This window comes from Parvimonas parva, assembly GCF_016552165.1.
Taxonomy (GTDB): Bacteria; Bacillota; Clostridia; order Tissierellales; family Peptoniphilaceae; genus Parvimonas; species Parvimonas parva.
The window spans coordinates 40,279-56,053 of record NZ_JACVDA010000014.1; the positions used below are offsets into that span (position 1 = coordinate 40,279).

Sequence of the window (15,775 nt, forward strand, 5' to 3'; positions counted from 1 at the left end):
TAGGTAAGTTTATGAAAATTTTTGATAAAAATAAATTAGAAAAAATTAAAGATAGACAATTAAGATATAAAATAGTTTATTCTGTTCTATTTCTTTTGATGTCATTACTTGTTATAAAATTATTTCATTTAACAATTATAACTGGAGATGATTATAGAAATAAGGCTGATAACAACAGACTTAAAGATGTTAAAATAACAGCTCCAAGGGGAAATATTTATGATAAAAATGGAAATTTGTTAGCAGGGGTTAAGACAAGTCCTGCCGTTCAGATTTTAAAAGATGAATTTAATAGATTAACTAAAGAAGAAAAGATTAAAAAGGTTGATGAATTAATAACTATACTTAATAAAGATGGCGCAAGTTGGGATACCGATGATTATTTTATAGGGATTAATTACTTTGTATATTCTTCAAAAGTTGATTATTTTACTGAATTAAAAACTCCAAAAGAAAAAGTTTTAGATATAATTATGGAAAATAAATTAGTTGAAGATATTTTGAAATTGAAAATAGAAAAAAGTTCCTCTTCAAATTTTTCATACTATATAATAAAAAATGTTATAAGAGATTTGCAACTTAAAGGAATATATGTTCCAAGTGATTTTTTTGATGTTGATAGTGGAGAAATTGCTTTTACTAAAGGAAAAGAATACGATGAATATGCAAAAGATAAAGACCTTTCAAAAGGGATATATTCACATATTGCAGATTTAATAAAAGATGATAAGTCAATTCTAAGAAAGATTTTAGAACAACCTCTTTCAAGAAAATTGATTTTTGATGAATTGAAAAGTAAAAATCTTTTAGGAAATATTGAATTAAGTCCTTTAGAAGACTTGAATAATTATAACTTTTTATTGATAAAAGCTGAATTAAATAAACAAAATTCTAAGGTTACATTGGAAACAAGTGCTAAAGATGATTTTTATAATATGGTTAGAAAATTTACTTTGGATAAGTTGTTGTCTTATGTAAAAGTTGATAAAGACGGGAAAAAAATAATTCCTGCCGAAATTTTGCTTAAAAAATTAGAAGAAAAAAAACTTAATGCAAATGTTGAATACACTTTAGTTAAAGATGAAAATGATAGAGAAAAAGTTCAATTTTCTTACAAAAATGAGGGAAATAAAGATGTTGAACCTTTAACATATCTTATTTCCATTGCAGAAGAAAATAATCTACTTTATGATTTTGTTCTATCCGATGATATAAAATTTGTTGCTCAGGAAGTAAATACAGAAAATAATATTATTTTAAAAATTTCTATTACTAAAAAAGATTTTGATTATGTATATAATATTAACAAAAAAGATATAAAAAATAGATACCAAATAAAAGATGATTATACTGCTGAAAGTTTATTTACACTTTTAAAGAAACTTTATTCAATAGAAGAATTGAATGATTATAGTGCATATAGTTATTTGGTATTGAGTAGAAAGGTTGAGTTGCAAGGAGATAAGGCATATATTCCAATTACTCTTACTTATGGAATATCTGAGCCTTGTATATCTAACATAAAAGAAAAATTTGCAAATAATAACGGTATTACTGTTTCAATGGAACCGATAAGATATTATCCTAATGGAGAGTTAGCGTCTCATATATTGGGATATATTGGAAAAATTTCTCAACAAGATGAAATTGAAAAGTATAATAAAGAAAAAGGATATTCTTCTGATAGCTTTATAGGTAAGACAGGAGTAGAGGAAAGTCAAGAAGTTTCTTTAAAAGGAAAAGATGGCTTTAAAAAGGTTATGGTTGATAACAGAGGAAATAGAACAGAAACTATTTCTGAAACTTCAGCAGTTCCAGGAAAAAATGTATATTTATCTTTAGATTTAAATTTACAAAAAACTGCAGAAGAATCTTTAAAGCGTACTTTGGAATCAATTAGAGGTGCTAGTGAATATAAAAGCAAGTGGGGAAGTTATACTCCTCATCAAAGCTATCCTAATGCAACAAGTGGTGCAGTAGTTGTGCTTGATGTTAAGACTGGAAAAGTTTTAGCTCTTGCAAGTTATCCTGCTTATGACCCAAATCTTTTTGTAACAGGGATTTCTAATAGTGATTGGATAAGTTTATTTCCTGAAGACCCTAGAGATTTTTTAGCGCCAAGACCATTGTATAATATTGCAACACAAAGTGTTTCACAACCAGGTTCTACTTTTAAATTAGCCACTTCATTGTCAGCGCTTGAAAAGGGATTGGACCCAAGTGAAAATATTAATTGTCAAGGTGTAATGGACGTTGGTGATACAAAGTTTGGTTGTTGGATATGGAATCAATATAAACAAGTTCATGGAAATGAAAATCTTAGAACAGCTTTAAGAGATAGTTGTAACTATTATTTTTATGCCTTAGCTTTAGGAAAAGACCCTAAGTCAAATAAGAAGACGGGTGTTAAAGTTGAGATTGAAGATTTGGTTAAAACTGTTAGTGAATTAGGACTTGGAGAAAGAACTGGAATTGAAATAAACATTCCAAGAGAAAGTAAGGGTGTTATTCCTGATTCAAATACAAAAAAATCTTTAACAAAAATTATGCTTAAACAAAGATTGGAAAAAGAAATTGAAAAATATATTTTAGCTGGAAAAAATAAAGATGATTATGATTTTGCTAAAATAATTGATACAATTGTAAATTGGACTGAAGAAGAAAAAGTTCCATCAAGAACAGAGGTTATTAACAGATTAAAAGAAATGCAATTAAATGCTGAAGAACCTGTTGCAAATTCAAAAGTATCTTTAGCAGATATGATAAAGTTTGACTATTTAAATCAAGCATCTTGGTCTAATGCAGACTCACTAAATACTGTAATCGGACAAGGACAAAATGCATATACTCCTATACAAATGGCAAGATATATGGCGATGATTGCAAATGGTGGACAAAAGTTAAAAACTTCTGTAATTGAAAAAATTGTTAGCTATGATAACAAAATAACTTCATTTCAAAATAACCCTGAAACTGAAAAATCAAGTTTTAATCCTAGAAATTTAAAATATATTTTAGAAGGAATGAATATGGCATCAAAGACTTCTGAAAATGCTAAAATTTTTAGAGAATTGCCAATAGAAATTGGTACAAAGACAGGAACTGCACAAAAGAGTGGAGTCAATCCTGTTACAGGACAACTTTACGATAACTATGCTTGGACAGTTTCTTTTGCTCCATATAATAATCCTGAAATTGCAATAGCAACAGTAATTTTTCAAGGAGGAGCAGGTGCATTTTGTGGACCTATTGTTAGAGATATAGTTGGTCAATATATTGATAATAAAACAGAATCTGGAGAAAATCTACAGTCTGATAAAAAAAATGATGATAATTCAGGAAATGGTGGAAATTTAGTTGGAGATTAGCCAAAAAGTATTGAAAATTTAATTATTTTGATATATAATGTAATAGATTAAATAATTTAGGAGGTTTCGTATGAAATTCAAAAAGACTTTCGCAGCGCTTTTAGTTGGTGCTATGATTTTAACAGGTTGTTCTTCTAAACCTGAAGGAAAAAAAGAAACAAAAACAGAAGAAAAGAAAGAAAATACTGGAAAGAAAATTAAGTATGCTATGGTAACTGATACTGGTGGTGTTAATGACCAATCTTTCAACCAATCTGCTTATGAAGGCTTAAAAGATTTAGAAAAAGAAGGATTAGCTACTATTAGCTATGTTGAAAGTAAACAAGCATCTGATTACAAAGGAAACTTAGAAACTTTACTTGATTCTAAAAATGATTTAATTGCAGGTATCGGTTTTGCATTAGCAAAAGATATGGAAGCTGCAGCAAAAGCTAACCCAGACCAAAAATATGTAATTATTGACTCAGCTTTTGAAAACACTCCAAAGAATCTTATCGGAACAATTTTTGCGGATAATGAAAACTCATTCTTAGTTGGATATATCGCTGGAACATTAACTACTTCAAACAAAGTTGGATTTGTTGGTGGAGTTACTTCTCCATTAATCAAAAAATTTGAAGCTGGTTTTAGAGCAGGTGTTGAACTTGCAGCAAAAGATAACAAAAAAACAGTAGAAGTTGTTGCTCAATATGCTGAAAGTTTCGGAGATGCTACAAAAGGTAAAGCAATTGCTAACAGTATGTACACATCTGGAGTTGATATGATTTTCCACGCAGCTGGTGGTACTGGTAATGGTGTTATTGAATCAGCAAAAGAAAATCAAAAATTCGTATTTGGTGTAGATAGAGACCAATCTTACTTAGCTCCTGAATATGTTATAGCTTCTACAATCAAAAAAGTAAATGAAGCCATTAAGAGTGTTGGTAAAGAATTAGCTGAAGGAAAATTCAGAGGTGGAGAAACTATCGAATTTTCATTAAAGACTAATGGTGTTGACGTTGCTTACGGAAAAGAAGACCAATTAAAAATCAAGATTCCTAATGAATTAAAACAAAAAATTGAAGAATTAAAGAAGAGTATTGCTGAAGGTAAAGTTACAGTACCAACAGAAGTAAAATAAATGATTTTATTAGAAGGAAGCGAAAGCTTCCTTTTTTAATTAATTTTATTTGAAATGATATTTACCTTTTTGTGTTAATATTATATAATATTATTAAATATATTTAAGGAGAGTATTAGATGAAAAATGAATTAGTTCTTGTAGTTGATTTTGGTGGACAATATAATCAGTTAATAGCTAGAAGAGTAAGAGATTTAAATGTATATTGTGAAGTTATACCTTATAACAAGGCTGTTAACGAAGTAAAAAATAAAAAACCTATCGGAATAATTTTTACAGGTGGTCCAAATAGTGTTTATGAGGAAAATGCACCAAAAATTGAAAAAGAAATTTTTGAACTTAATATACCTATTTTAGGATTATGTTATGGAATGCAATTAATATCTCGAACTTTTGGTGGAGTTGTAGAAAAAGCAGATAAAAAAGAATTTGGAAAAACTTTATGTATAAAAGATAAAAATTCAAAATTAGTTTCAAGTATGAAAAATGAAACAATAGTTTGGATGAGTCATCAAGACCAAGTTGTAAAACTACCAGAAGGATTTGATTGTATTCAACATACATCTACTTGTCCTTATGCCGGAATAGAAAATGAAGAAAAGAAAATTTATGCAGTTCAATATCATCCGGAAGTAAATCATTCAGAAGAAGGAAAAGAACTGATAAAATCTTTCTTATATGATATATGTAATGCAAGTGGCGATTGGACAATGCAAAACTTTATGAATGAACAAATATTAAAAATAAGACAAACAGTTGGAGATAAAAAAGTATTGTTAGCTCTTTCAGGTGGAGTAGATTCTTCAGTTTGTGCCAGCTTATTGTCAAAAGCTATAGGAAATCAACTGACTTGTGTTTTCGTAGATACAGGACTTATGAGAAAAAATGAAGGTGATGAAGTAGAAGAAGCCTTCAAAAATGAAGAACTAAATTTTGTTAGAGTAAATGCTAAAGATAGATTTTTAGGTAAATTAAAAGGCGTTACTGACCCTGAACAAAAAAGAAAAATAATCGGAGAAGAATTTATTAGAGTATTCGAAGATGAAGCAAAGAAAATTGGAGCAGTTGACTACTTAGGACAAGGAACAATTTACCCTGACGTAATAGAATCAGGACTTGGCGATGCAAAAGTTATAAAATCACATCATAACGTAGGAGGACTTCCTGACGTAGTAGATTTTAAAGACTTAATCGAACCGTTAAGAGATTTATTCAAAGATGAAGTAAGAAGATTAGGACTTGAACTTAAAATGCCTGAATATTTAGTTTATAGACAACCATTCCCTGGTCCAGGACTTGGAATAAGAGTAATGGGCGAAGTAACAGAAGAAAAATTAGAAATCTTAAGAGAGGCAGATGCAATCTTCAGAGAAGAAATTGCAAAAGCCGGAGAAGACAAAAATATAAGCCAATATTTCGCTGTTATAACAAATAACAGAACAGTTGGAGTAATGGGAGACTTTAGAACTTACGATTATACACTAGCCCTAAGAGGGGTTACAACAACCGACTTTATGACAGCCGATTGGGCAAGAATCCCATACGAAGTACTAGACAGAGTTTCAGTAAGAATAGTAAACGAAGTAGGACACATCAACAGAATCGTATATGACATAACAAGCAAACCACCAGCAACAATCGAATGGGAGTAGAAAAATAATTAAATAAATATTGAAAAATCAATATTTATTTAATATTTGAATAATAAAAATGGCAAAAAAGTGGCAAAGTTTATATCTTAGCCACTTTTTGTTTAATAAAATTAAATATAGATACTACTAGTTTAACTAGTAATATCTATACTATACTAATATCATTATATAAAATTATTTCTTTATTTTTTCTTGATTTTGTTACATGTATATAAATTTTTTCTATAACTTCTGATGTATCTCCAAGTCTATTTGAAATAGATTGTAAAGACATTCCTTTCTCAGCAAGAATAGAAGCACAAGTATGCCTAAATATATGGGGTGTTATTTTTTTACCTGTACTTAATTTTATTTTTTTTAATTCTCTATATATATGGTAATATCCATATCCATAATTTAAATCATGTTTAGTTTTATTTGTTAAGGAAAAAAATAACATTAAATTATTATATGTTTTTTCATTTATACCAATTTCTCTTGATTTTTTATTTTTTGTATTATTAACTATTTTTTTAATGTTTTTGAGTAAGTTTTTGTTATGCTTATTGAATATATTATCCTATCATTATACTTTTCAGCTTTTATATCATCTATATCTAAGGCTATAAATTCACCTATTCTAATTCCTGTTTCTAACAAAATATTTATACTTAATTCAATATCTTTTGGTAAATTTAAATTCATAAGTTCTAACAATTCATCATATTCTAAATACTTATCTTTTACATCTTTTATTCCTGTTTTATATGAAATTAAAAAAGCTTTGGATTTTATTAGTTCTTGTTTGTAAGCAAAATTAATTATTTGATTTATAATAGAATGATGTGAAATGCTTATTTTATCACATTCTATTAATTTATTGTATATAATATAATTAAAATTATTTATTGGAAAATCAAAAGTATATTCTTTTACCTTTTTAACAAATGTTTTTAATACAATATATCTTTGCTCCGTTATTTTTCCTATATGACTTTTTGTATCTACATCAGTTGTAGTTATTAATTTCTTTTTATAATTTAAATATAAATCACATAATTCAAAAAAACTTATTGATTTCTTTTGAATATCATTTTTTAAAACAGATTCAATTTTTTTATTTAACTTATATATTGCTTCTTTTCTTCCTTGAGGAGTATCTTTTTTTATAGTTTGAGACTTTACAACATCTTTTCCAGTTAGTGGGTCTTTTACACGTTCGCAATATCTAGCTTTTCCATCTTTATTATAACCTTCTTTTGGTTCTCTCCACATATTAATAATCTCCTAATTCTAACATAGCATTTATACATTTGTAGTAGTTAGTATTGTTATTTGATTTTAAAAATCCAAATTTTTTAGCAAATTTATCTATTAATTTTAATTCATCATTAGATAAAGATATGTGAATATTTTTCTCTTTATCTAGACGTTTGTATTTTATCATTTTAAAAATATTTAAATCTAATTCATCTATAGATATATTATTACAATTTAATATTATAAATTTTAAACTTTTAGTAATATCCGGAATTATTATATTGTTTATTTTTCTAAAAAAATCATATTTTTTACTTACATTTAAAATTTTATTATAATGTTCATGTGTTATATAAAAATTGAAATTTTTCATTATTAAAACTCCTTTTTAATATATTATAATTATAACAAAATTGATAGAAAAAATAAACACTTTTAAAAGAGTATGCACAAAATAAAAAGATAAAGTGTAAAAATGTATAATTTTTAAATTTTTATAATTAAAAAATTGATAAGATATAGATAGGAGGAATAATTTATGATATTAGAAGTTGCTAAAAGATTAGGATATACTCCTATTCGTTGTGGTAGAGTTTATAGAGATAAAGTTCATGATAGTTTAATTTTTTTTGAACATACAGATAGTTATTATAGATATTCTCAAAAAGAAGGTGGAAATATTTATAATTTAGTTATGAATACATTAAATTGTGATTTTAAAACAGCTATTGAATTTTTGAAAAAAGAAAATATCATTTTAAATAATGATTTTGAACATTTAAAAAATGATACTATAGAAGAACGTAAATTTTTAAAATTTCCCAAACATAATGTTAATTCGGACAAGATGATAGATTATTTACATAATATCAGAAAGATAAATAAATCAGTCATATTTGATTTAATAAGTAGAAAAATTATTTATGAAGATATTAATCATAATATGTGTTTTATTGGTAAAAATTTAGATGGTAAAGTTAAAAATATTCAAAGACGTTCTTTAATTGATAAGGAATTTTCAACAGTTTCAGGTTCATCTAAAAAATATCCTTTTTTTATAGAAAATAATAATTCTAGTTTAGTAATTACTGAAGGGGAAATAGATTCTATTTCTATGTATGAATTATTTGGAAAAAAACATACATATATAGCGTTAAGTGGCTTATCTGATAGTGGATTGATTAATTTTATAAATGAACGTAATTTAAATAATATTGTAATAAATTTGTGTTTAGATAATGATGAACCAGGTATGGAAGCAACAAAAAGAATTTCTAAAAATTTAGAAACTTTAGATAAAAATTTTATAATAAAAGATATTTCTTCTAAAATTTACAAAATTAAAGATGTAAAAGATACAAATGATATATTAAAAATATATAAATTAAGAAAAGCAAATAGAGTAAAATCTACTTGCTTTTTTTAAAAGTAACATAAGTATTATTTTTATCATTATAGTTTTGTATTTCTTCATCTTCAGTTTCTTCTTTTTCATCAACTTGAGAAAGAAAAGATAATCTTAAATTCATAATTATTCCACTAACTATAAGAATTAGAAAATAATATATTCCTTTATTTAATATAGTCCATTTAAAAATAGGAATTACTGTTGTTGTAGCATTAGCTCCTAAAACTTTTAATAAACAATACATTATTATTTCATACAAATAATATCCACCATATACAGATAATCCTAAATTCCAGGCATAAAATAGTGGTTTTAGTTTTTTACTATCTCTTAAAAAGAATAATAAAACAAAGTAAATACATAAAACTATTATTGCAAAAATAATATTTAGCAATCCGTTTCCAAATTTTCCACCAGCAATCTTACCCATATAAGGGTCTATTACAGCAATGCTACCTACAAATATAAAGCAAATATCAAAACCTACAGTTATTAGTAAAGAAAAGAAAAAACCAAATTTAACTATAGCTAATCCAATAGCTAATATAGTAGGAATAAATAACATAATTAAAACAAGTTCCATATTAATTCTCCTTAATACTAAAATATTTTATTATATAATTACAAGCAAGATTTATATTTATATTTTTTGCTCCTTTAAAAATATTATTTATATTAGCAAAATGTTCAATATTTTTAATAGTATCATTATCTAAATATAAAGTAATCATCTTTGAATTTTGACAAGTGTTAATTATTGATTCTATCTTTAAATCATAGTCAAAATTATCAAAAATATATCCTAATGTTTTTTTAAAGTTCGGAATTTCAAATCCATTTTTAATCATATTAAATTCTTTATAGTTATTTATACTAATTAATTTTTCTAAATTTTCTTCATAAATAGAAATACTTCTTTTTTTTATATTATTTGTATTTTTGGTTTTATTAATAATATATTTTTCAGATTCATATCTTTCTATTATATTTTTTCTATCTTTTTTTTCAAACATAAAAATCTCCTAATAAATATTTTAAAGTATACACAAAATAAAGAGTATACTTTAAATATATTATATCAAAAACAAAATAAAAAGTAAACACTTTTAAAAGAGCATACACAAAAAATATAAAAATATTTTTACTAAACCAATAAACGGAACAAAATGTATATTTTTTAAAAATATATTGACTTTTTTGAATAAATATGATAATATTTGATATAATTTAAGGGGGATTAATATGAAAGATTTTAAATTTAGATTGAGGGAAATTACAATAGAAAATTTCAAGAATGTTGTATATGGAAATATTAATTTAAAAAATTCGGGAGATTTATATAAATCAAGCATACTTGGATTATATGGACAAAACGGTTCTGGTAAAACAGCATTAATTGATTCAATAGAATTATTAAAATCCATATTATGTGGATATTCAGTTTCAAATGAGTTTTGTGATTCAATAAATATTGACGAAAAATATGCACAATTAAAATATTCTTTTGAATTAGATGGAGATTATGGGAAATACTATGCTAAATATGAATTTAAAATCCGTAAAGAAGAAATCCTAAATGGAAATTTAAAAGAATTAGAACAAAAAACAAAAAAAGTTGTTGTATATGATGAAGTTTTAAGTTGTTCGTTTGAGAAAGATGGATTAAAAAAGCCTATGTGTAAAGTTATAGATACTATAACTGATGATGTTTTTGTACCATCAACTAAATACAATTCATTATTTGGGAAAAATAAAGAATTGAAAAAAGAATTACTAATAGACAAGGGAGTAGCTAAAAGCTCTTCAACATCATTTATTTTTTCTCGAAATTTTATAAATAAATTAGAAGTATTATATGATAAAAATAAAAATGAAGAATATTTAATGATATATGAATTACTAAAATATTTAATTCATTATGCTAATTCTAGTTTATTTGTTATAAAGACAAAAGATACTGGAATGATTAGCTCAAAAATGTTGCCGTTATATTTTAGATATGGTTGTGCAACTAAAGGTATTTGTGGACAAATTCCTTTATCTCTTGAGAATACAAACATTATACCTAATGAACTTTTTGATTTTTTTGAGGAAATTATTAAAAGTTTGAATATAGTTTTAGAAAATATTATACCGGGTATTACTATATCTATGAAAAGTTTAGGTTCAGCATTATTAAATGACGGAGAATCAGGAACAAAAGTAGAATTAGTATCTTGTAGTAATGGCAAAGAAATACCTTTAAAATGTGAATCAGAAGGGATAAAAAAAATAATATCCGTTTTACAACTATTAATTGCTGTTTATAATGACTCATCTATAACTGTTGCTATAGATGAATTAGATTCAGGAATATTTGAATATCTACTTGGAGAACTTTTGAAAATTATTGCTGAAAAGGGAAAAGGTCAATTAATATTTACGTCTCATAATTTAAGACCTTTAGAAGTATTAGATAAAAGATTTATAGCTTTTACTACAACAAATCCTAAAAACAGATATATTCGTTTTTCAAATATAAAAGAAAATAATAATCTTAGAAATGTGTATTTTAATAATATTGTATTAGGAGGTCAGAAAGAAGAAATTTATAAACCAACTAAAAGTGGAAAAATATCATTAGCATTTTTGAAAGCTGGTGATATATATGAATAAAAGACAAGTAATTTTTGTAATTGTAGAAGGAATTTCTGATGAAATATCTTTAAAATCTATTTTTGAAGAGCTTTTTTTAAATGATGAAATACACATAGAAGTTGTTCGTGGAGATATTACAGCAGATAATAAAGTAAATTCAAGAAATATAAAAAAGAAACTTGGAGATTTAATAAATAAGAGTATTAGTAAATCATATTTTAAAAAATCAGATTTTAAGGAAATTATTCATATAGTAGATATGGATGGGGCTTATGTTTCTAATGAATATATTTGTTCTAATACTAATTTAAACAAAGTAGAATATTCGCCAAATAATATAATTACAAAAAATGTAGATGATATAATTGAACGTAATATTAGAAAAAGAGAAAATTTAGATACTATTTGTAATTTAGAAAAAATCTGTGGAGAAATAAAGTATAAAGTGGTTTATATGTCTTGTAATTTAGACCATGTTTTATTTAATAAATTAAATATTTCTGATGATGAAAAAGAAAAATTATCTTATGAATTTGCAAAAAAATATTCAGATGATATAGACAGTTTTAAAGAATTTATTTTTAATTCAGATTTTTCTTATAAAGGAAATTTTAAAGAATCTTGGTCTTATATAAAAGAAGATAGTAATTCTTTAAAACGTAAAACTAATTTAAATTTATGTATTTCGGAAATTTTAGAAAAAAATGAAAGTTAGATTATACATATCTAACTTTTATTTTTAAAAAAAATAGAGTTTACACAAAATAAAAAGTATGCTTAATATTGTTTTTTATAATAATGTGATATAATAAAATAAAGATAATTTTAAATTAATATTAGGATATGATGGAGGATAAAAAATATGAATGATAAATACAATATGAGTTTGAAAGAAAATATTTTTATCGCTAAAAGAATGATTATAGATATAATATGGAAAAGTGCAAATCTAGAAGGAATAAATATAACATTTCCTGAAACTTATGCTATTTATGAGAAAGCATACTTAGATAAAGCAAATATATCTGATGTTAATACTATACTAAATTTAAAACACGCTTGGCAAATTGTGTTTTCAAGTATAGAAGAAGAAATAGATTTAGAATATATAAAGAAAATACATAATGAAGTAGGTAAAGATGAAGCATTAGAATGGGGAGTTTTAAGAAATGGAACTGTTGGTATATCAGGTACTGATTATATTCCACCAATCCCGGATAAAGGACAAGTAGAGTATGAATTACAAAAAATCAAAGAAGTAGAATCAGTTACAGAAAGAGCAATAACATTAATGATGTGGCTTATGAAAAGTCAATTATTTTGGGATGGAAATAAAAGGACAGCAATGATAATTGCAAATAAAGAATTGATAAAAAATGGTAAAGGAATAATATCTATACCTATCGAAAAAATTAAAGAATTTAATGAATTATTAAGTGATTATTATACTAATGATAGAAAGGTAGCATTGCAAAATTTTATATATAAATATGCTATTTATGGAATGGATGAAAGAAGGACAAAAAATAAAGGGAAAATATTAGAAGTTTGATACAATCAAAATATAAACTTTTTATTTTGATATAATATTTTATACAAGTAAATTATGAGAAGTGTTATAGCTTCTCATTTTTGTTTTCAAAAAAATAAGCGTACACAAAATAAAAAGTATACTTATTTTTTATTTACTAAAACCAGAAATTAGTTTATAATATATACGTTCTTGGCGAAAGGAGGTGAATTTATGACCTCTAAAGAAATTTTCATTTTCTTGGTTTTGCTAATCATTTTGATTAAAGAAATTAAGAAATAAAAATTAAAAGCAAGGTATCAGCAGTACCTTGCTTTTTTCTTGACGAAATTCGGTATGACCTCTAAACCGATATATCTTACTTAAAGTATACCACAAAAACAAAAAAAGTCAACATTTATAAAAAATAAGCATACACAAAATAAAAAGCATACTTAATATTGTTTTTTTATAATAATGTGATATAATAAAATAAAGGTAATTTTAAATTAATATTAGGATGTGATTATTATGATAAATTTATATGATGAAAAAAAGTTACCGGAGACTTTAATTTTTTATATAGATGAATATAAAAAGGCTAAGAAAGAAAATAGTAGCTTATTAGATTGTTACTGGTGCGAACTTTATGGGGAGATAAATTCTCAACTTTGGGATTTTAAAATTACTAATGAAGTAGCTGAATATTTAAGAGCTAAATATCTTTATTAGGAGAAAATTATGATAGATTTTAGTAATTGTGAAGTTAATAGTTTTAGGATGTATGGTGGAGGAAACGGAAAGAAAATTTGTATAAAGTATAATAACGAAAATTATATGATAAAATTTCCTTCATCAGCTATGAAACTACCGGATATGAGCTATACTAATAGTTGTATAAGTGAGTATATAGGGTGTAAAGTATTTAAAGAATTAGGATTTAAAGTGCAAGATGTTATTTTGGGAACTTTTAATAATAAAATAGTAGTAGCTTGTAAAGATTTTGAAAAAAACGGATTTTCCTTAAAAGAATTTTCATTTTTAAAGAACACAATAATAAGTAGTTCACATAATGGATACGGAACTGAATTAGTTGATATATTATCAACAATAAAAGAACAGAAAATAGTAGATACAAAAATTTTACTAAAATTTTTCTGGAGAATGTTTATTGTTGACGCTTTAATTGGAAATTTTGATAGACACAATGGTAATTGGGGATTTTTGATAAATGAAGATTTAAGAATAAAACAAATAGCTCCAATATATGATTGTGGTTCTTGTTTATATCCTAAAATAAATGAAGACTTAATGAAAAAAGTTATTGCAGATTCTGAAGAACTTGAAAAAAGAATATATATTTTTCCAAATTCTGCAATAAAATTAGAAAATCAAAAAATAAATTATTTCAGTTTTCTATCTACCTATAATGATAGAACTATGTATTTAGAGTTAAAAAATATATTAAAATGTATTAATATTGATAAGATTAACAAAATAATAGACGATATACCTTGTATTACTAATTTACATAAGAATTTTTTAAAATTAGTAATATCTAAAAGAAAAGAAAAAATATTAGAATATTCTTTAATAAAAAATTTAGAGATAAATAAAAATTTTTATAAAAACAATAGAGAGATATAGACAAACCTTGCACAAAAGTGTGAGGTTTTTTTATATTAAATATCAAGCATACACAAAATAAAAAGTATGCTTGTTTTTCGTTCTTATAATAAGAATGATTAAATATGATATAAATTAAAAAACATACCATATATAGTATGTTTTGTTATATTTGATAAATTATATAGTAGATAGTATAATATAAAAGGTCTCAAGGAAGGAGGTGGTAAAATGTCTCCGGAAGAGTTTTTAACATTCCTTGTTGTATTGACTGTTTTAGTCAAAGCAATCAAGGAATAAAAAACAAAAAGCAAGGTACTGCAATACCTTGCTTTTTTAGTCTCATTTTTAGATGGTTTTTGTCCCCGGACAAGATTAATCTCTAAAACGATTATACCACAAAAACAAAAAAAGTCAACATAAAAAAAGAACAAGGTGGGCAAAAACTTGTTCTTTTTATAAGGAAAACCTCATTGTCAATAATTAAAATTATTTAATAATTCTAATTTTTTTGAAACTTAACTATGTACAGTATAATAAACTTTTAATTAAAAGTCAATAGTTTAAAAGAAAAAATAAAACAAAAAAGTTAATATTTGCAACCAAATTAATTGAATTTTAGTATAAATTTATGTATAATTAAGTAGCATTTTTAAGAAAAGGAGGTGATTTCATGTCTCCTTTTGAGTTAATAATTTTAATAGCGTTACTAATAACACTAATTAGAGAACTCAAAAAATAAATAAAAAGCAAGGTAGTACCAATACCTTGCTTTTTGCATTTCTAAGTAAAATCGGTCAACATGTCTCCTATCCGATATATCTTACTTAAAGTATACCACAAAAACAAAAAAAGTCAACATATAAAAAGAACAAGGTGGGCAAAAACTTGTTCTTTTTATAAGGAAAACCTCATTGTCAATAATTAAAATTATTTAACAATTCTAATTTTTTTAAAACTTAACTATATACAGTATAATAAAATTTTAATTAAAAGTCAATAGTTGAAAAAAAAATAAATAAAAAGCAAGGTATTGCAGTACCTTGCTTCAGAGTGCAGACAAAGCATTGATTTTGTCTGTGCTTTTTTTATGTATTTTTGTTTTTAGTTAAAAATTACTTTAGAATTTATTAAAATTTTAAATTTTATATAAATTTCTCTGAAAATTAAAAAATTAGGTCTCTTTCTACCTAATTTACTCATCATATTTGCTAA

14 protein-coding genes are annotated in these 15,775 nt (G+C 24.6%); 9 read left to right on the forward strand and 5 right to left on the reverse strand.

The genetic code is table 11. From position 1 onward, the window contains the following. Positions 1-11: 11 nt before the first annotated feature. The 3 genes from IBJ83_RS05730 (at position 12) to guaA (ending at position 6,140) form a co-directional block, all read left to right on the forward strand. Positions 12-3,368 (forward strand): penicillin-binding transpeptidase domain-containing protein, encoded by a 3,357-nt coding sequence (locus tag IBJ83_RS05730; protein WP_201275716.1) that lies wholly within the window; start codon positions 12-14, stop codon positions 3,366-3,368. A 70-nt stretch (positions 3,369-3,438) separates the two neighbouring features. Then, the gene (locus IBJ83_RS05735) at positions 3,439-4,488 is read left to right on the forward strand and encodes a BMP family ABC transporter substrate-binding protein (protein WP_068472206.1); all 1,050 of its coding nucleotides are present in this window, start codon (positions 3,439-3,441) and stop codon (positions 4,486-4,488) included. A 119-nt stretch (positions 4,489-4,607) separates the two neighbouring features. Next, positions 4,608-6,140 carry a glutamine-hydrolyzing GMP synthase gene (gene guaA / locus IBJ83_RS05740; RefSeq protein WP_201275717.1) on the forward strand — a complete coding sequence of 511 codons (1,533 nt, stop codon included), beginning with the start codon at positions 4,608-4,610 and terminating at the stop codon, positions 6,138-6,140. 145 nt (positions 6,141-6,285) lie between these two features. Here guaA and IBJ83_RS05745 read toward each other — a convergent pair whose 3' ends face one another. The 3 genes from IBJ83_RS05745 to IBJ83_RS05755 are packed head-to-tail and all read right to left on the reverse strand — an operon-like array spanning position 6,286 to position 7,752. Further along, positions 6,286-6,693 (reverse strand): tyrosine-type recombinase/integrase, encoded by a 408-nt coding sequence (locus tag IBJ83_RS05745; protein WP_201275730.1) that lies wholly within the window; start codon positions 6,691-6,693, stop codon positions 6,286-6,288. Continuing rightward, entirely contained in the window at positions 6,645-7,394 is a 750-nt protein-coding gene (locus IBJ83_RS05750) for a hypothetical protein (RefSeq protein ID WP_201275718.1), read from the reverse strand. Before IBJ83_RS05750 ends, IBJ83_RS05745 begins: the two co-directional genes overlap by 49 nt. A 1-nt stretch (position 7,395) precedes the next feature. Beyond that, entirely contained in the window at positions 7,396-7,752 is a 357-nt protein-coding gene (locus IBJ83_RS05755) for a hypothetical protein (RefSeq protein ID WP_201275719.1), read from the reverse strand. 165 nt (positions 7,753-7,917) lie between these two features. Here IBJ83_RS05755 and IBJ83_RS05760 point away from each other — a divergent pair, with 165 nt between their 5' ends. Beyond that, entirely contained in the window at positions 7,918-8,805 is an 888-nt protein-coding gene (locus tag IBJ83_RS05760; RefSeq protein ID WP_201275720.1) for a DUF3991 and TOPRIM domain-containing protein, read from the forward strand. On the opposite strand, the gene IBJ83_RS05765 is transcribed toward IBJ83_RS05760, so the two are convergent. Both IBJ83_RS05765 and IBJ83_RS05770 read right to left on the reverse strand, forming a co-directional pair. Beyond that, positions 8,789-9,370 (reverse strand): hypothetical protein, encoded by a 582-nt coding sequence (locus tag IBJ83_RS05765; RefSeq protein WP_201275721.1) that lies wholly within the window; start codon positions 9,368-9,370, stop codon positions 8,789-8,791. The genes IBJ83_RS05760 and IBJ83_RS05765 overlap by 17 nt on opposite strands. Before the next feature lies 1 nt (position 9,371). After that, the gene (locus tag IBJ83_RS05770; protein ID WP_201275722.1) at positions 9,372-9,800 is read right to left on the reverse strand and encodes a hypothetical protein; all 429 of its coding nucleotides are present in this window, start codon (positions 9,798-9,800) and stop codon (positions 9,372-9,374) included. Positions 9,801-10,029: 229 nt separating this feature from the next. Here IBJ83_RS05770 and IBJ83_RS05775 point away from each other — a divergent pair, with 229 nt between their 5' ends. The 5 genes from IBJ83_RS05775 to IBJ83_RS05795 all read left to right on the forward strand — a co-directional run bounded on the left by IBJ83_RS05775 (position 10,030) and on the right by IBJ83_RS05795 (position 14,581). Continuing rightward, the gene (locus tag IBJ83_RS05775) at positions 10,030-11,442 is read left to right on the forward strand and encodes an AAA family ATPase (RefSeq protein WP_201275723.1); all 1,413 of its coding nucleotides are present in this window, start codon (positions 10,030-10,032) and stop codon (positions 11,440-11,442) included. Continuing rightward, a complete protein-coding gene (locus IBJ83_RS05780; protein ID WP_201275724.1) occupies positions 11,435-12,139 on the forward strand; it encodes a hypothetical protein in 705 nt (234 codons plus the stop codon). The genes IBJ83_RS05775 and IBJ83_RS05780 overlap by 8 nt, the downstream gene beginning before the upstream one ends. A 147-nt stretch (positions 12,140-12,286) precedes the next feature. After that, positions 12,287-12,976, forward strand: a complete 690-nt coding sequence (locus IBJ83_RS05785; RefSeq protein WP_201275725.1) for a Fic family protein — start codon at positions 12,287-12,289, stop codon at positions 12,974-12,976. Positions 12,977-13,465: 489 nt separating this feature from the next. Continuing rightward, positions 13,466-13,666 carry a hypothetical protein gene (locus IBJ83_RS05790; RefSeq protein WP_201275726.1) on the forward strand — a complete coding sequence of 67 codons (201 nt, stop codon included), beginning with the start codon at positions 13,466-13,468 and terminating at the stop codon, positions 13,664-13,666. 9 nt (positions 13,667-13,675) lie between these two features. Then, entirely contained in the window at positions 13,676-14,581 is a 906-nt protein-coding gene (locus tag IBJ83_RS05795) for a HipA domain-containing protein (RefSeq protein ID WP_201275727.1), read from the forward strand. Positions 14,582-15,775 lie beyond the last annotated feature (1,194 nt).